Origin of the sequence: Enterococcus sp. BSD2780061688st2 D3 (assembly GCF_005844145.1) — a bacterium.
Taxonomy (GTDB): Bacteria; Bacillota; Bacilli; order Lactobacillales; family Enterococcaceae; genus Enterococcus_B; species Enterococcus_B durans.
The window spans coordinates 55,580-73,320 of sequence record NZ_SPHN01000006.1; the positions used below are offsets into that span (position 1 = coordinate 55,580).

General features: G+C 37.7%; 19 protein-coding genes, 1 tRNA gene and 1 other annotated feature. Of the genes, 19 read left to right on the forward strand and 1 reads right to left on the reverse strand.

Annotated features, from left to right (window positions below; genetic code table 11):
* Window positions 1-213 precede the first annotated feature (213 nt).
* The 5 genes from FGQ66_RS06520 to FGQ66_RS06540 all read left to right on the forward strand — a co-directional run bounded on the left by FGQ66_RS06520 (window position 214) and on the right by FGQ66_RS06540 (window position 4,429).
* Window positions 214-750, forward strand: coding sequence for a signal peptidase I (locus FGQ66_RS06520; protein ID WP_081133910.1), 537 nt, complete (start codon window positions 214-216; stop codon window positions 748-750).
* 65 nt (window positions 751-815) lie between these two features.
* Window positions 816-1,499, forward strand: coding sequence for an O-methyltransferase (locus FGQ66_RS06525; RefSeq protein WP_138302040.1), 684 nt, complete (start codon window positions 816-818; stop codon window positions 1,497-1,499).
* A gap of 273 nt (window positions 1,500-1,772) precedes the next feature.
* Window positions 1,773-1,846: transfer RNA gene (locus FGQ66_RS06530), tRNA-Arg, on the forward strand.
* 472 nt (window positions 1,847-2,318) lie between these two features.
* Window positions 2,319-2,678, forward strand: coding sequence for a DUF1304 domain-containing protein (locus FGQ66_RS06535; RefSeq protein WP_005881110.1), 360 nt, complete (start codon window positions 2,319-2,321; stop codon window positions 2,676-2,678).
* Window positions 2,679-2,809: 131 nt separating this feature from the next.
* Window positions 2,810-4,429: a SulP family inorganic anion transporter gene (locus tag FGQ66_RS06540; protein WP_081133909.1), complete on the forward strand. Its 1,620-nt coding sequence runs from the start codon at window positions 2,810-2,812 to the stop codon at window positions 4,427-4,429.
* Between the two features lie 158 nt (window positions 4,430-4,587).
* Here the strand turns inward: FGQ66_RS06540 and FGQ66_RS06545 are convergent, their stop codons facing one another.
* Window positions 4,588-5,232: a uracil-DNA glycosylase gene (locus FGQ66_RS06545; RefSeq protein WP_081133908.1), complete on the reverse strand. Its 645-nt coding sequence runs from the start codon at window positions 5,230-5,232 to the stop codon at window positions 4,588-4,590.
* 153 nt (window positions 5,233-5,385) lie between these two features.
* Window positions 5,386-5,462: a sequence feature (ribosomal protein L21 leader region), on the forward strand.
* 19 nt (window positions 5,463-5,481) lie between these two features.
* On the opposite strand from FGQ66_RS06545, the gene rplU reads away from it, so the two are divergent.
* From rplU to nusB, 14 genes are all read left to right on the forward strand, one after another.
* Window positions 5,482-5,790, forward strand: a complete 309-nt coding sequence (rplU, locus tag FGQ66_RS06550; RefSeq protein WP_005881104.1) for a 50S ribosomal protein L21 — start codon at window positions 5,482-5,484, stop codon at window positions 5,788-5,790.
* A gap of 30 nt (window positions 5,791-5,820) precedes the next feature.
* Entirely contained in the window at window positions 5,821-6,165 is a 345-nt protein-coding gene (locus FGQ66_RS06555; RefSeq protein ID WP_002289451.1) for a ribosomal-processing cysteine protease Prp, read from the forward strand.
* A gap of 12 nt (window positions 6,166-6,177) precedes the next feature.
* Complete coding sequence (gene rpmA, locus FGQ66_RS06560; protein ID WP_016177062.1) at window positions 6,178-6,471, forward strand: 50S ribosomal protein L27; 294 nt, start codon at window positions 6,178-6,180, stop codon at window positions 6,469-6,471.
* Window positions 6,472-6,764: 293 nt separating this feature from the next.
* Window positions 6,765-7,472 carry a putative ABC transporter permease gene (locus FGQ66_RS06565; RefSeq protein WP_081133907.1) on the forward strand — a complete coding sequence of 236 codons (708 nt, stop codon included), beginning with the start codon at window positions 6,765-6,767 and terminating at the stop codon, window positions 7,470-7,472.
* 375 nt (window positions 7,473-7,847) lie between these two features.
* A complete protein-coding gene (locus FGQ66_RS06570; protein ID WP_081133906.1) occupies window positions 7,848-10,676 on the forward strand; it encodes a sigma-54-dependent transcriptional regulator in 2,829 nt (942 codons plus the stop codon).
* Window positions 10,677-10,865: 189 nt separating this feature from the next.
* The gene (locus tag FGQ66_RS06575) at window positions 10,866-11,357 is read left to right on the forward strand and encodes a mannose/fructose/sorbose PTS transporter subunit IIB (protein ID WP_005881097.1); all 492 of its coding nucleotides are present in this window, start codon (window positions 10,866-10,868) and stop codon (window positions 11,355-11,357) included.
* Window positions 11,358-11,458: 101 nt separating this feature from the next.
* Window positions 11,459-12,430, forward strand: a complete 972-nt coding sequence (locus FGQ66_RS06580; RefSeq protein ID WP_005881096.1) for a mannose/fructose/sorbose PTS transporter subunit IIA — start codon at window positions 11,459-11,461, stop codon at window positions 12,428-12,430.
* A gap of 33 nt (window positions 12,431-12,463) precedes the next feature.
* Complete coding sequence (locus FGQ66_RS06585; protein WP_005881095.1) at window positions 12,464-13,273, forward strand: PTS mannose/fructose/sorbose transporter subunit IIC; 810 nt, start codon at window positions 12,464-12,466, stop codon at window positions 13,271-13,273.
* A 17-nt stretch (window positions 13,274-13,290) separates the two neighbouring features.
* Window positions 13,291-14,205 carry a PTS system mannose/fructose/sorbose family transporter subunit IID gene (locus FGQ66_RS06590; protein WP_005881094.1) on the forward strand — a complete coding sequence of 305 codons (915 nt, stop codon included), beginning with the start codon at window positions 13,291-13,293 and terminating at the stop codon, window positions 14,203-14,205.
* A gap of 182 nt (window positions 14,206-14,387) precedes the next feature.
* Window positions 14,388-14,762, forward strand: coding sequence for a DUF956 family protein (locus tag FGQ66_RS06595; RefSeq protein WP_005881093.1), 375 nt, complete (start codon window positions 14,388-14,390; stop codon window positions 14,760-14,762).
* 391 nt (window positions 14,763-15,153) lie between these two features.
* Window positions 15,154-15,399, forward strand: coding sequence for a GlsB/YeaQ/YmgE family stress response membrane protein (locus tag FGQ66_RS06600; protein ID WP_081133904.1), 246 nt, complete (start codon window positions 15,154-15,156; stop codon window positions 15,397-15,399).
* 169 nt (window positions 15,400-15,568) lie between these two features.
* Complete coding sequence (locus FGQ66_RS06605; protein ID WP_113845373.1) at window positions 15,569-16,633, forward strand: M24 family metallopeptidase; 1,065 nt, start codon at window positions 15,569-15,571, stop codon at window positions 16,631-16,633.
* Window positions 16,634-16,860: 227 nt separating this feature from the next.
* A complete protein-coding gene (locus FGQ66_RS06610; protein ID WP_081133902.1) occupies window positions 16,861-17,286 on the forward strand; it encodes an Asp23/Gls24 family envelope stress response protein in 426 nt (141 codons plus the stop codon).
* A complete protein-coding gene (nusB, locus tag FGQ66_RS06615; RefSeq protein WP_005881076.1) occupies window positions 17,279-17,728 on the forward strand; it encodes a transcription antitermination factor NusB in 450 nt (149 codons plus the stop codon). The genes FGQ66_RS06610 and nusB overlap by 8 nt, the downstream gene beginning before the upstream one ends.
* Window positions 17,729-17,741 lie beyond the last annotated feature (13 nt).

Genomic DNA, 17,741 nt, shown 5'->3' on the forward strand with positions numbered 1-17,741 from the left:
TAGCCTTTCTGTCATGTAGTTTTTTTCAGATTATATGTTTTTTCATTTATAGTCAATCAAAAATAGCAATAAATTTAGATAACTAGAGTTATTTTTTGGTTTTCGTTTCAATTTAAAGTTATTCTATTATTAATATGTTATGTTTAGGTTTGATAAAAATATTTAGTTATTATATTATTAGATTGGATAATTGAAGAAGGGGAGTGGGGAGCAGTGCCTCTATACAAAAAAATAACTTTTTTCAGCTCAGTATCTTTGGTTGTACTGTTAGCACTTACCTTAAGTATTATTTTACTTCCTAGGGTTTTTGGCTTGACGCCACAAATCATCGAAGATCACGGAATGAGCCCTTATTATAGTAAAGGTAGCCTGATTTATGTAAGACCAAAAAATCCTAATGAATTATTGGTCGGGGATGTCATCACTTATTATGAAAACTCTGGCGAACACATTATGACAAGAAGAGTTATTGCAGTAGAAGAAGAACATCAAAAATTTTATACGAAAGCGGACAATCAAAGTCAAACGGAATCTGGTGTCGTGTCAAAGAGAAACATTATTGGTGTACCAATCTTTCAAATTCCATACCTTGGAATCGTATTATCCAGAACAGCGTTTGTATGGATTCGCTGGTTGTTCTTTGGGATTGCGTTTAGTTTGTCAGCCATCACTGCTTGGAACACACTTGATACGTTTAAAAAAAGGAAAAGAAACCATTCATTTTTGTCTTCGCACAATGTCAACGACTAATAATTTTTCCGTAGCTTGTAGATTTATTTTATTCTTCGTATAATGGAAGGATAAGGAGGAAGATTATGCGTAATGAAATGATGCATCGTCCTGTAGTGAAAGAAGAGTTAGTTGACTTTATGCGGACGAAACAGAAAAAACTTGAAGGTGAGCTTGGCTTGATTGAAGAAGAGGCACATCTCGCAGAAGTTCCAATCATTCCACATGAGACAGTGGTTTTCATGCAATTTTTATTGGGCCAATTACAACCTAAAAAAATTTTAGAAATAGGCGCAGCTATTGGATTTTCGTCTAGTTTAATGGCACAAACGATTGAAAAAGATGGGCATGTCACCACGATCGATCGTTTTGACGTTATGATCAAGAAAGCAAAAGCGACTTATGAAAGACTAAATTTAACAGATAAAGTAACGTTATTAGAAGGACAAGCTGCTGATATTTTACCAACACTGACTGGTCCTTATGATTTCATTTTTATGGATAGCGCTAAATCAAAATATATTGAATTTTTACCCGAATGTTTACGTCTCTTAAAAAAAGGCGGAGTGTTGATGGTAGATGATATTTTTCAGGGAGGAACGATTCTTATACCAGATGAAGAAATTCCCAGAGGAAAACGGGCGATCCATCGTAAATTGAATGAGTTCTTACGAGTGGTCATGGAGCATCCAGACCTTACTTCCACTTTAGTACCTTTGGGAGATGGAGTAATCCTTATCACTAAAGAAAAAGATCAGATTGTTTTATAGTAAGAGGAGATTGCCGTACATTTTCCTAAAAAAATAAACAATAGGTGAATCTGAACTTTGCGACAATAAGAACAAATGGATGAAAAAATAAAAGAAACTATTTGTTCTTATTGTTTACTATACCTGATAGGATAAGAGCTACTTATTTATTTAGTAGGTTCAAGAAAAAAATCAAACGATTTAGACGATTGGGCATTTTATCAATAAAATAACTATTTCGTATTGACAGAAACAAAATGATTCTATATAATTATTTTTGTTCCGAAAAAGCTTGTCATAGTAGCTCAGCTGGATAGAGCATCCGCCTTCTAAGCGGACGGTCGGGGGTTCGAATCCCTCCTGTGACGTAATCAAACCGCTAGAAACGTTTGTTTCTAGCGGTTTTTCTTTTGTTTTGTGCCAAATTTGTGGCAAAAAAATGAGTATATTTTTTGGTGGATCAATTTAGTTTTGATAGGCTGCTTATAGGAGTGACATTTACAAGGTCTTATTTTTAATACAAGAAATTTATTTATGCTTTACAGCTTTGTTACCCTTTGTCAATTACATGATTTCAAAAGTTATTCAATGTCAAAACATTCATATGACATTTTGAAATCGTAAAATTAAAATGTGTTGCAAGTATTAATTGGTTGAATTTAATATATTTATCTCTTCTTTCATTTCTCATTTGTCTATATGAGTATATGAAAAAAATTTAGTCAAACAACCAACAATGTAAAAGGTTTGATTTTTTATTTTTAGGCTGTTCAGCTATACTATTTTTATTCATCCCTTTTCTTTTGGGATGGTAGAAATATCTTCAAAGGGGGAAGTAGGATGTCAGTCATTTCACAAATTTTGATCACACTTGTTGCGATTGAATTCTTTTATATCATGTATCTTGAAACTTTTGTACCTAGCTCTAAAGCCACAGGCAGGGTCTTCAAAATGAGCCAAAAAGAATTGGCCAATCCAACGGTTCAAACGTTGTTCAAAAATCAAGGAATCTATAATGGGTTGATTGCTGTGGGGCTTTTATACGGAGCTTATTTTGCAACGGCTCAAAAGGAAATTTCACTTTTACTGCTAATCTACATTTTATTCGTCGCTGCGTATGGAAGTTTTACTAGTGATAAAATGATTTTCTTGAAGCAAGGCGGACTAGCAGTGATTGCACTTGTGACGCTAGTATTCTAAATAATGAAAATGCAGAAAATTTCATGAAAAAAATGGACTAACTTTGTGAAAAATATTACTTTATGGTGGAATATATGCTATCCTAGTACTCGCGTGTTTGAAAAAAACAATAGTAAAAAGGAGTTTATAGGTTGTTCAAAAAGTATGTTTTTTTATTAAAAGAAGAGTTCACAGGATATGATTTTTCAAAGTTTCAAAAGGACTTGCTAGCAGGAATCACTGTGGCGGCGGTAGCCTTACCGCTTGCATTAGCTTTTGGTGTATCTAGTGGGGCGAATGCGGCTGCTGGTTTGATTACAGCAGTGATTGCTGGATTAGTTATTGGTAGTTTATCAGGCGGATTCTATCAGATCTCTGGTCCTACAGGTGCTATGGCTGCTATCTTGATGTCGATCGCGGCAACACAAGGAATGCAAGGTGTATTGCTTGCGACATTTTTAGCCGGTATCTTGTTGCTTCTTGCGGGTATTCTCCGATTAGGGACGTTGACTTCATTTATTCCAGCTCCCGTGATTACTGGGTTTACCTCGGGGATTGCGATCATCATTGCATTGGGGCAAGTGGATAATTTGTTTGGTGTTCACTCGGAGGGAGCAAATGTCATTGAAAAACTGTCTAGCTATCATACCTTAGGCTTTCCAGTGAATATCGCTTCATTCTTGATGGGATTCGTCGTAATTGTAGGAATGATCCTTTATCCTAAAAAATGGGCTGCGAAAGTGCCAAGTTCACTTTTAGCGATCATTCTCACTACTGTCGTGATGCTGCTGTTCAAGTTACCAATTGCAACAGTTGGGAAGATTCCCCAGACATTAATCAGCAGTGATCGCCTGATGATCGATGCTTTCAATCTTTCTGCATTAAAAGAAGTGATGGTACCTGCTATCAGTATTGCACTTTTAGGTATGGTCGAGAGTTTGCTTTGTGGAGCATCTGCTGGGCGTATGGCCAACAAACCTTTGGATAGTAATCAAGAACTTGTAGCACAAGGAATTGGGAATTTAGTATTACCTTTTTTTGGTGGGATTCCTGCAACAGCCGCGATTGCTAGAACGAGCGTGGCTATCAAATCTGGAGCACAAACTAGATTAGCTGGGATTATCCATGCGTTCGTTTTATTCTTATCAATGATCGTTTTTGCACCGATTATGTCAAATATCCCAATGCCTGCTTTAGCGGGTGTTTTGATCGTTACAGCTTGGCGGATGAATGAATGGAGTACGATAAAAACGTTAGTAGCCAATAAATACTGGTCAGGGATCTTGCTATTTGGACTAACCATGGTTTGTACAGTCATCTTTGATTTGAGTATTGCGATCGTCATCGGTATCATCGGTGGGTGTATTTTCTTTGTTGTCAAAAGTGCAGCTATCACGATTTCTGTTGAAACGATTGATTGGCAAAGAATGAATCTGCCAGAAACAAAGAAACTGGAAAATTGGACAGTTGTTTATATCAGCGGACCACTCTTTTTCATGTCAGCGGAAAAATTAAAAAACAAATTAGCGCAATTGAATCATAAAGATGGCCTGATTTTTTCAATGCGCGGAGTACCAAGCATTGATCTGACAGCAAAAGCAGTTTTTGAAGAGTTTCAAGAGAAGGCGGAAAGCAGAGGCCAAACGATCATTTATACTTCCTTACAACCAGAAGTTGAGAAACAGTTACAACATCTATGGAAAAAAGAGGGAACTGAACAACATCAGACTGTTGCCCATGCACTTTCAGCATTACACGAACAATATACTTAATTTAGGTCATAACAAAAGTATTTAACCCTGTGAAAAAAGAAGCACGAAATTTTTAAAATTTGGAAAACTTGACTTATTTCCCAGGAGTTGCTTATGATCCGCCGTTTATTCGCATTAAGAGCGTGAGGCAAAGTACTTTTTACTTTTGCCTCACGCTCTTAATTTTCTTTTTTCAGATATTCAGCCAGAGTAAGCCAGTCGTGATTGATCATCTCTGCTAAAGAACGATTATAGAAAATGGCAGCTGGATGGAATAGGGGGAAGACGTGATATGTTTTTTCACTCCATTTATAAGCATCCATTTTCTCGTTCAATCTCAAAATAGGGCCAGTATACAATTGACCATGATTTTTTGAAATTTTATATGACTGTCCTAGTAAGCGTTGTAGTCCGATATTTCCCAAAGTTGCAATCAATTGGGGTTGGACATGTTCAATTTCATAATCCAAGATCGGTGCGTGAGCGAATACCTCCGCTTTTGAGGGTGTTCGGTTCGGATAGACAGTTTCCGTTGCTTGTTTGCGTTTGTTCAAGCGGTGTACCGTACGGTAAGGCCGACTTCTGACTGCACTTGTGATATAAACATCCTCGCGTGTCAATCCAGCGAGGGAGAGTGCTTGCATCAATTCTTTGCCAGCTTGTCCGCTAAAAGGAATATGGTTTTCGATTTCTGTTTTTCCAGGAGCCTCTCCTACGAGCATCAGCTTCGGGAAAAGCGGTCCCTGTCCAGCCACAAATCCTTCTACTGGACGGTTTTGCATCCGGGTTTTTGCTTCTTGGACCAATTCATCTGGATAATGCAATTGAATCTCCTCCTTTATACGACTTATTATAAATAGAAAAGAATAAAATTGCGATTGAACCACATTATGTAAAAAAAAGGGAAAGTTACATGTAAACTAGAGTTGACGGATGCGCGTGTTTCTGGTAATCTAGTACTGTTGTAATTGTGGACTCCACAGCTACAACCGCACAGAACGAGTTTATTAAGTACAGTTTACTGTCACTCTGGATGGCGAGTCTAAGTCTATTATAAGGAGGTGCTTTATAGCATGTACGCAATTATTAAAACTGGTGGTAAACAAGTAAAAGTTGAAGTTGGACAAACAATCTACATTGAAAAACTTGACGTTGAAGCAGGCGAAAAAGTTGTTTTTGACGAAGTTATTTTAGTAGGTGGCGAATCTACAAAAGTAGGCGCTCCAACAATCTCAGGTGCAACTGTTGAAGGAACTGTTGAAAAACACGGCAAACAAAAGAAAGTCGTTACTTTCAAATACAAACCTAAAAAACATTCACACCGCAAACAAGGTCATCGTCAACCATACACAAAAGTGGTTATCGACGCAATCAACGCTTAATTAGCGCTTGAGAAAGAAGGCCTGAATAGAATGATCAAAGGAACATTTAAACGTAATGACGCTGGTCAAATCGTTTCATTTACTTTGACAGGGCATGCTGATGCAGGTCCTTATGGTAGTGATATCGTTTGTGCAGGAGTTTCCGCATTAGCTATCAGTACAGTAAACGGAATTGCCTCATTAGCTGGTTTTGAACCGATTGTCGAAATGAATGAAGAAGAAGGCGGCTATTTATATACCGAAGTAACTTCAGGAATGACACAAGAACAAAACAATATTGCCGAGATTCTATTAGAAAATCTCTTGTTGGGATTACAATCAATAGAAGCTGAAAATTCAGAATATATCCAAATTAAAACAATCAACGATAAATAGGAGGTGCAGACCATGTTGTTATCAATGAATCTACAATTATTTGCCCACAAAAAAGGTGGCGGTTCTACATCTAACGGCCGTGACTCAGAATCAAAACGTCTAGGTGCTAAACGTGCTGATGGACAAACAGTTACAGGTGGATCAATTCTTTACCGTCAACGCGGAACAAGAATCTATCCAGGTGTAAACGTGGGTATTGGTGGAGACGACACTTTATTTGCTAAAGTTGATGGCGTAGTACGTTTTGAACGTAAAGGCCGCGACAAAAAACAAGTGTCTGTTTATCCAGTAGCTCAAGAAGCTTAATAAACGACTAGCTCTATTCCTTGTATCGCAAGGAATAGAGCTTTTTTGTATGTTAAAGATATTTTTTGACCATATTTTTGACTATACTTTTTAAAAATCGAGATAGTTCGATTGTTTATGTAAGTGTCAATCCATACAAACAAAAATATCTCAAATATCGATTGCTTGAAAATTTTTGCTTTTCTTAAATTATAGAGCAATTAAAACCAACTAGGTCATGAAATCATTTTATTCCTTTTTTTGTTATACTATTTGTGGGAATTGCTCATTCTTTTACACGAGGAGGAAGGTTTTTGGAAAATTTATTTATGACGTTTCTTACTTATTCTTTTATAGGCTGGCTTTGGGAAAGTGTTTTTTGTTCGATCAAGGCAAGGCATTTTGTGTATCGTGGTTTTTTACTTGGTCCGTATTGTCCGGTTTACGGATTTGGTGTAGCAGCTGTACTGACGCTTGTGCCAAGTAATGCGGGAACATTGCTGAATCTTTACTTTAATGCAGTGGTGATCGTAACGATCGTGGAATTTGTTACAAGCTGGCTATTAGAAAAATTATTTGGTATGAAATTATGGGACTACACAAAAGTTCCCTTTAATATTGAGGGAAGAGTGGCGGTTCCTGTGTCATTATTTTGGGGGATAGGGTGTCTCTTGTTGATCAAATGGATCAATCCGATGATTCAAGACGTCATTGAGTTATTCATTAGGAATACAGAAAATATTGGGCCGTTGGTGGTTGCGTTTCTTTTCTTACTGGATGTACTCTCTACCTTTGTTTTTACATTTACGACCAAGAAAGAAGTGGCTTCTGTAATTGATGATTCTGATCCTGAAAATGCAGCGATAAAAGAATTCCGCTTAAAACACTTATTGATGAATCGTCGATCTTCTAGAAGTAGAGAAAGAGTCGCTCAGTTCCTTAGAAACCAGCCAATGAAAATAAAACATCACAATTTGAATCGTTTGATCAAAAATTATCCGAATATTCGATTTAAGAAATAATCAGTTTTTCATAATGATTTAATCGTTAATGAGACAACTTTCTAACAGGTACTTTGTTTAGGGAGTGTCTTTTTTTAGTAATTTGTTTTTTTATGAATTAGTTATAGATAATTTGTCATTTTAATAATCTGTTGATTTCAATTGTAAGAAAGATTAAAGTAATAACACGCACTAGTACTAAGGAGAGTGGAACAAAAGAATTTTTATATGAAAAATAGTAGAATCAATAAATGTTTTAATAAACACTGTTTTTTTACGAGGAATCCTATTATAATAGAGTTTTTAAAAGAGAGTATTATGGTAAATAGTTGACGAAATCTAATTAAATCAATAGTATTATGTTTTGAAACCAGTCTAAAAAAAGGAGCGAGAAAATTGGCAAAACGAATTGACCGAATTTATACGTATGTCAAAGAGAAAACCGCTCATCTTACACCTGCTGAATATGATCAAGGCGTAACAACACAAGAAATCGCTGAAGTTTTAGGAATTCAACGAACGAATAGCAGTAAAGATCTTAATCAGCTTGTACGTGAAGGAAAATTGTTGAAGACAGACGGACGACCTGTACGTTACATATATCAAATGCATGTCACTTATAATCAACCAGCTGTTAAACATGTGATCAGCTATAAAGAAACGACGAATGAAATTGAAAAACCAATGATTCAAATTGATACAAAGGATATCTTTGCTAAAATCATCGGTGCAAATGGCAGTATGAAAAATTCTGTCGAACAAGCAAAAGCGGCGATTTTATATCCTCCAAAGGGTTTGAATTGCTTGATTACAGGACCAACGGGATCAGGGAAGACCTACTTTGCACACGCAATGTTCCACTTTGCCAAGGCCAATAATGTGGTAGGGGAAGAAAATGAGCTAATCGTATTCAATTGTGCAGATTATGCAAATAATCCAGAACTGTTGATGAGTCATCTATTCGGCTATGTAAAAGGTGCTTTTACTGGGGCGGAAGAAGAAAAAATGGGGATCATCGATCAAGCAGATGGCGGAATGCTGTTTCTGGATGAGATCCACCGTTTGCCACCAGAAGGGCAAGAAATGATTTTTTATTTTATGGATCATGGCACGTATAGTCGTTTGGGTGAGACGACAAAATCTCATGAAGCGAATGTTCGGATCGTTGGGGCAACCACAGAAGATCCAGGTTCTTCTTTATTGGAAACTTTTGTTCGCCGTATCCCGATCAATATCAAGTTGCCGGCATTTGAAAAACGACCAGCAAACGAAAAAATCGATTTAGTAAAAATCATGATCGCTCATGAAGCCAATCGCACGCAAAGGAAAATCACGTTGACTGAAGATGTTGTCAAAGCTTTAGTAGGCAGTGTGACCTATGGAAATATTGGGCAGCTGAAATCGAATATCCAACTGGTTTGTGCAAGAGGCTTCCTTAATCATATGAATTCACCGGAAATCTCGATCACGATCGATGATTTGACGGAAGGAATCAGAAGTGGTTTGATCCAATTAGCGAGTAACAGAGAAGCAATGTCTGAATTATCAAAATTACTGGAACCTAAAATCACTGTTTTACCTAATGATATGATCATGAAGATCCAGTCCGATTCCTATGAGCTTCCTTATAATCTTTATGATATCATCGGCGATAAGGCTGCTCTTTTGAAGTCAGATGGATTAGACCAAGAAGCAATCAATCATTTTATTTCGACAGACATCAATATCCATTTGAAATCTTTCTACAAGGATCACGGGTTCTCCTTTAATGCGGATAACAAATTAGCAGAATTTGTCGATCCAAAAATCATTGAGGTAACAAACCAAATTTATGTGATGGTCAAAAAAGCATTACCTTATGAATTTCAACAGAATTTCATTTATGCCATGAGCTTGCATATTAGTTCGTTTTTAAAACGCATCAATATTGGCGAGGAACGTCATACGAATGACAATATACGTGAAATGGCGATTGATTTTCCGGAAGAATACACGATCGCACAAGAAGTAAGAAAATATATCGAAACCTATTTTCAAGTGAAAATTCCCGATAGTGAGGATTATTATTTGACGGTCCTGCTTGTGTCACTTCGAGCGAACCAAGCAAGTGGAAGAATCGGGGTCGTAGTGGCAGCTCACGGTACAAGCACAGCAAGCAGTATGGTACAAGTAGTCCAACAGTTATTAGATGCTGATAATGTACGAGCAGTCGACATGCCGTTGGATATGGATCCAAAAACTGCGCTTGCTAGGATCGAACGTAATGTTGAAGAAGTGGATGAAGGCAGTGGAACCATCTTATTAGTGGATATGGGCTCCTTAGCTTCGTTCAATACACAGATCCAAAGAGATACTGGGATTCCTGTTCGGACAGTGGATATGGTAACGACTTCCTTAGTTTTAGAAACGGTGCGGAAAGTATCTGTTTTGGGTACAGACTTGGATATGTTGTATGAATCGTTGAAAAATTTCCGCGGCTATGCAGAAATCTCAACAGAGGTTACAGATGATCTATCAGATATTCGCAAAAAAGCTGTTTTGGCTGTTTGCGCATCAGGAGAGGGTACGGCTCAACGAATCAAAGAATTGATCGAACGAGCTGTCAGCAAACGCCAAGAGACGGAGTTAACAGTTTTAGCTTTATCGATCATTGAATTAAAAGATGCATTACCTAAGATCCAAGAAAACTATCAGATCATTGCAACAACAGGGATCACTGATCCACATATTGCAGCTCCATTTATACCTTTAGAACACTTCATTGATCAAAATATCGAACTGATTTTAGATCAATTACTTCTGGAATCGGAATTAGAGGACATGGATGAAGTCTCATTAGATGAAGAAACATCAAAAAAATCTTGTTTGGAGTTCATTACACAAAACTTTACGTTTATCAATGGAGCAAAATTGATTGATCCGCTGTGGGAATTTGCCGGAGATATGGCACATGCCGTAGCGATAGATGAAACAGAATATGGTTTTAAGATCAATCTTGTTTTGCATACTGTAGGGATGATTGAGCGGATCATTTTGAATGAACCCTTGACCGTTGAGGCGGATGAGCTGAAAGGCATGCTTACAGATGAATATTATTTGTTAGTAGAAGAACAGTTGAACAATCTAGAATATCAAATAAAGGTCAAAACACCACCGGCGGAAATCTACTTTTTAGTAAAACTGATCCACAATCATTTGGAGAAAAATGAATACACTAATCTATAAATACACAAAAACGATACACTTTATTAGTGTATCGTTTTTGTGTATTGCTTAAGAAACCTTTAAAATCAACTAGTGTATTATAAAAAAGTTGGCACGCTTCTTGCTTTTAATAAAGTGTGCTAGGAGGTGGTTGTCACACAGAAATGATAGGGGTTTCTGTGAAGTAGTTTGAAAGAAGGAGATTTACTGATGGATATTCGGTTAGCACGTATAGATGATCGTTTGATCCATGGACAAGTTGCAACTGTCTGGTCAAAATTGACTGGCGTAGAGCGAATCATCGTTATTAGTGATTTAGTGGCCCAAGATAAATTGCGAAAGTTTCTATTAAAGGAAGCTGCACCGCCTGGGATCATGGCGAATGTGATTACTGTTCAAAAAATGATCCAAGTTTATCAAAGTGGTTTATTAGCGAAAGCTAAGGTCATGTTACTATTTACTAATCCCCAAGACGTTGAGACGATTGTCCGAAGCGGTGTACCGCTACATTCACTGAATATCGGTGGCATGAGTTTTTCTGATGGGAAAACAATGATCACAAATTTTGTTTCAGTTGATCAGCGAGATATTGAATCATTTCACTACTTGGATCGTCAAGGTGTGGAATTGGAGATTCGTAAAGTACCCGCAGATAGAAAGGTCCTTTTGATGGAATTACTAGCGAAAACCAAAAAGGCATAAAAGTTGTTGTTGGGAAATGGTCAAATTCATCTGTTGTAATAGGTAGCAATTATTTTTAATTTTTGATTTTGTTACAACAAAAAGAAACAGGAGGTATAAGTATGGTAGGGATTATCCTTGCAAGTCATGGACAATTTGCTGAAGGAATCTTGCAATCTGGTTCAATGATTTTTGGCGAACAAGAAAACGTCAAAGCAGTCATTTTAAAACCCAGTGAAGGTCCAGATGACTTGAGAGCCAAATTAGAAGAAGCTGTTGCTTCTTTTGATAATCAAGACGAAGTATTGTTCTTAGTTGATTTATGGGGCGGAACGCCATTCAACCAATCAAACACATTGTTTGAAGAACACAAAGACAAATGGGCAATCGTTAGTGGTTTGAACTTGCCTATGTTGATCGAAGCATACGCATCTCGCTTCTCAATGGAATCTGCACATGAAATTGCAGCGCATATCATTGAAACAGCAAAAGAGGGCGTGAAAGTAAAACCAGAAGAATTAGAACCACAAGAAGCACCAAAAGCAGCTGCACAACAAGCAGTAACATCGGGTACTCCTGGTAAATTCAGCTATGTGTTAGCTCGTATCGATTCACGTTTGCTTCACGGACAAGTTGCGACAGCTTGGACGAAAACAACAAATCCAACACGGATCATCGTTGTTTCAGATGCAGTAGCGAAAGATGAACTTCGTAAGAAATTGATTCAACAAGCTGCTCCTCCAGGTGTTAAAGCACACGTGGTACCAGTGGAACAAATGATCAAACTTGCAAAAGACGATCAACATTTTGGTGGTCAACGCGCATTACTATTGTTTGAAAACCCTCAAGACGTTTTACGAGCAGTAGAAGGCGGAGTTCCATTAGAAACAGTTAACGTTGGTTCAATGGCGCACTCACCTGGTAAAGTACAACCAAATAAAGTATTAGCTTTCAGTCAAACAGATATTGATACATTCAATCAGTTAAAAGAAGCTGGAATCAAATTTGATGTACGTAAAGTGCCAAATGATTCAAAAGGAAACATGGATGAAATTTTGAAAAAAGCGCAAGAAGAATTGAACAAACACGCATAATTCAATTATCAGAAAAAATGGAGGATTAATATCATGGAATTAAATATTATTCAAGTGATCTTAGTCGTTATCGTTGCATTTTTGGCTGGTATGGAAGGAATTCTTGATGAATTTCAATTCCACCAACCAGTAGTCGCATGTACGTTAATCGGCTTAGTTACTGGGAACCTACTCCCTTGCCTTATCCTAGGTGGTACATTACAAATGATCGCTCTTGGCTGGGCAAATATCGGTGCTGCTGTAGCTCCTGATGCCGCTTTGGCATCTGTTGCATCTGCAATTATTTTAGTATTAGGTGGTCAAGGAAGAGCTGGGGTTTCTTCAGCTATCGCAATCGCTGTTCCTCTTGCTGTTGCTGGTTTGTTACTAACAATCATCTGTCGTACGATTGCAACTGCCTTCGTTCACTTGATGGATGCTGCTGCAAAAGAAGGTAACTTCAGAAAAGTTGAATTTTGGCATATCGTTGCAATTTGTTTACAAGGTGTTCGTATTGCAATCCCTGCTGGTTTGATCCTAGCAATTGGCGAAGGTCCAGTAAGAAGCTTACTTGAATCTATGCCAGCTTGGTTAACAGACGGTTTAGCAATCGGTGGTGGTATGGTTGTGGCTGTTGGTTATGCAATGGTTATCAACATGATGGCTACTAAAGAAGTATGGCCATTCTTCGCTATCGGTTTCGTTTTGGCAACTGTAACACAAATCACTCTTATCGGACTTGGTGCAATTGGTGTGGCTCTTGCTCTTATCTACTTGGCACTTTCTAAACAAGGTGGCGGTTCAGGTAATGGCGGGAACTCAAACACTGGTGACCCACTAGGCGATATCATTGACAACTATTAAAGGAGGCGTACACGAAAATGGCAGAAGAAAGAATTCAATTATCTAAAAAAGATCGTATTTCTGTTTGGTGGCGTTCGACTTTCATTCAAGGATCTTGGAACTACGAACGTATGCAAAATGGTGGTTGGGCATATTCAATGATCCCAGCGATCAAGAAATTATATAAAACAAAAGAAGACCGTGCGGCTGCATTGGAACGTCATTTAGAGTTCTTCAATACGCACCCATACGTAGCTTCACCAATTATAGGTGTAACATTAGCGTTAGAAGAAGAACGTGCAAATGGCGCACCTGTAGATGACGTAACAATCCAAGGGGTTAAGGTCGGTATGATGGGACCTTTAGCTGGTATCGGAGATCCGGTTTTCTGGTTTACAGTAAGACCTATTCTTGGTGCATTAGCAGCTTCACTAGCGATTAGTGGTAATATCTTAGGACCAATCATCTACTTCTTAGGATGGAACATCATCCGTATGGCTTTCACTTGGTACACACAAGAATTTGGTTATAAAGCCGGTTCTAAAATCACTGAAGATTTATCTGGTGGATTATTGCAAGATATCACTAAAGGGGCTTCGATTTTGGGGATGTTTATCCTTGGATCATTAGTTAACCGTTGGGTATCGATTAAATTCACACCAGTTGTTTCAACTGTAAAACTTGATAAAGGTGCCTACATTGACTGGAATTCACTACCTTCAGGTTCTGCAGGGATCAAGAGTGCATTGGAACAACAAGCAGCTGGATTGTCTCTAACATCTGAAAAAGTAACAACTTTACAAGATAACTTAGACAGCTTGATTCCTGGATTGGCTGCATTATTGTTAACATTGTTCTGTATGTGGCTACTTAAGAAGAAAGTTTCTCCAATCATCATCATTCTTGGTTTATTCGTGGTAGGTATTGTCTTCCACTTGATCGGATTAATGTAATTTGTAGAAATGATTCTGTTGAAGCTGTGGCAAAAGTCATATTTGATTTTTGTCACAGCTTCTTTTATAATCGCTTCGAAGACACTGTCGGATTATGTGAGGTTGGTAAAATATACATTTTTTCTTCAAAATTTACTTAATGCAAGACTACTTTTCCCAACCTCGGAAATGGAGTATAAGAAATGGTACAATCTATCAATACAAAAGTCGACTTAACAACAAATGCTACTTCTTATTTAGGGATCACAGATTATGGTAAGATCATGATCGGTGATAAGGGTTTTGAATTTTATAATGAACGAGATGCACGTAAATTTGTCCAGATACCTTGGGAGGAAGTAGATCAGGTGATTGCTTCTGTCATGTTCAAGGGAAAATGGATTCCTCGTTTTGCCATCAAATCAAAAAGAAATGGTACGTATACTTTTTCTGCTAAAGACCCTAAAAAAGTGTTACGTGCGATTAGAAACTATGTTGACCCTAGCAATATGGTTAGATCATTAAGTTTATTAGATGTAGTGAAACGCGGCGTGAAGAATATTTTTAAACGCAAATAAAATTAGGCGAATGCGGTCGAGACAAAAGTGTTTCTTACTTTTGTCCCACGCTCGTTCGTTTTTTTTTGTCAGAAAACCACATACAATCCATCGAATCAACTGATCGAAAGACAAGTATACGAACTGATCCAAAATCATATCATGACCGTGGCACAAAAAATAAGGAATACTTTGGTGCTACGCTTTAAATACGGATAAACATTGGAAATAAAGAAATATCTCGCAAAAAAACAAAATCCACAAAAGTATGAAAAGCAATTATCGTGAATTCTTCTTATTTCTCGGAGTTACACAAGCTACCATAACATCTTCTTGCTACTTGTAGTTCAATCATTTGCTCGCTTTAAAACGTGTATGCTAGAATTATAACGTACAAAAAGGAGGTTATATTATGGGTTGGTTATGGACATTGATCGTGGGAGCGATTATTGGTGCGATTGCTGGAGCAATTACCAGTAAAGGAAATTCCATGGGATGTATCACAAACATCATTGCCGGATTGATTGGTTCAAGTATAGGACAAGCAATTTTTGGTTACTGGGGACCGCAAGCAGCAGGTATGGCACTTATTCCGTCGATTTTAGGGGCTGTTATTTTAGTAGCGGTTGTTTCATTCTTCTTCGGAAGAAAATCATAAAGGTATAATTATTTTCTATTGGGTATGATAGCTAGGGCAAATCACTAGATGATTTGTTCCAGCTATTTTTTTCTTATAAATTTATCAATAAAATTCGCTTTATTTGTCGTGAAGAAGCGAAAATTTGCTATAATAGAAAAAAGAGGCAAAGAAAGAAGGAGTTTCATTTATGATGCTACGAGTAGAAAAATTACGTAAAAAAATGCGGGAAAACAATTTAGATTCATTTTTGATCACAAGTCCTTATAATCTCCGTTATTTGACAAACTTTACTGGAACAACAGGTTTAGCGGTGATTACATTAGAGAAAGCATTCTTTATTACAGATTTTCGTTATACTGAACAAGCCGCAGCACAGGCACAAGGATTTGAGATCATCAAAAATGTCGGACCGATTTTTGATGAAGTAGCTAACTTAGTTCGTAAAGAAGGCTTACGTATGTTAGCTTTTGAAGAATCAACTGTTTCATTTTTAGAATACTCAGTGTTAGAAGAAATCATTGATGCAGAATTGATTCCTGTTTCTGAGATGATCGAAGAATTACGAGAAGTGAAAGATGAAGAAGAAATCGCGATCATTGAGAAAGCTTGTAGCATAGCCGATATGGCCTATGACCATATCTTGAAAATGATCCAACCAGGCATGACAGAGATCGAAGTAGCCAATCAAGTAGATTTCTATATGCGTTCCCTAGGGGCTTCAGGCGTTTCATTTTCTACGATCGTTGCTAGTGGACTACGTTCTGCAATGCCTCATGGTGTAGCAAGCAATAAAGTCATTGAACAAGGCGATATGATCACTTTGGATTTCGGTTGCTACTATGAAGGATACGTTTCTGATATGACACGTACATTTGCAATCGGCGACCCAGGTGAAAAACTTAAAGAAATCTATGAGATCGTATTGGGTGCTCAATTAGCAGTGATCGAAGCTGCTAAGCCAGGTGTTACAGGTATCCAACTAGATGCAGTCGCAAGAGACTATATCACGAAGCATGGTTATGGAGAAGCCTTTGGACATTCCACTGGTCATGGTATCGGACTAGAGATCCATGAAGGACCGAATGTTTCAGCTAGAGCAGAGAAACAATTTATCGTTGGGAATATCATTACAGATGAACCAGGAATCTATCTTCCAGGAATCGGTGGTGTTAGAATCGAAGACGATTTGTTGATCATACCAGAAGGAAATCGAGTATTGACGCATTCACCGAAAGAATTGATTATTTTATAATCTGTTTGATAGATGCAAGACTCATGCGGACTTTGTTATAGAAAATCACTCGATTTAATGATACACTATATAAGAAATCGAGCTTCGACAATTATAGAGAAGCTTGCTTGAAAGAACGAGCTGAAAGAAGCAAGTGAACAGTTTACCTTTGTGTATTGCGAGTAAATCGAAGAAAATATTTTTACGCGTAAGCAATATGCACATAGGCAAAAGGAGGAATAGATAAAATGGCAGAGGACAAAAATTTGATCTTGAATGCGAGCCAAGAGCTAGGTGAAATCGTTATTGCGCCAGAAGTGATTGAAGTGATCATTGGGATCGCTGCTTCAAAAGTTGAAGGTGTTTATGGGATGCGTGGCACATTTGCCAGCAACGTGACCGAATTGTTAGGACGGGCAGCTCATGGTAAAGGTGTTTACTTAGTAAATGATGAAGACGGCTTGAAAGTAGATCTTTACTGCTATTTAGAATATGGTGTCTCTGTTCCTAAGGTAGCAATGGAAATGCAAGAACGTGTCAACCAGCAAGTTCTTTTCATGACTGACATTGCTTTAGCAGAAGTGAATATCCATGTTGTAGCAGTAGTACCCGAAAAGTTGGAACAACCAGCGATCGAAGAACTTTTTGAAGACGAAGAGGAAGAAAATGAATAAAGAACTATCAAGACACGAGATTCGTGAAATGGCTTTGCAAGCATTGTTTCCATTGGATTTCAATGCTGACCTGACAAAAGAAGATGCAATTTTCCACGCAATTGAACTTGATCATAAAGACATGATCAATGAAGAGGAGTCAGAATTCGTTCCTGTTTATCTAGATACGCTAGTTGGCGGGGTATGTGCCAAAAAAGATGAACTAGATCGTACGATCGAAAAACATCTTCGAGGGAACTGGCGAATCAACCGTATTTCCAAAATGGACTTAGTCATCTTACGTATTGCTATTTTTGAAATGATGTATATTGAGGATGTACCATCCGCCGTTGCATTAAATGAAGCAATCGAATTGACGAAAACTTTTAGTGATGATCAATCACGTAAGTTCGTTAATGGGGTATTATCAAATGTATTGAAGGAAATAGAAGCTGGGGCGTAAGTCCTAGCTTTTT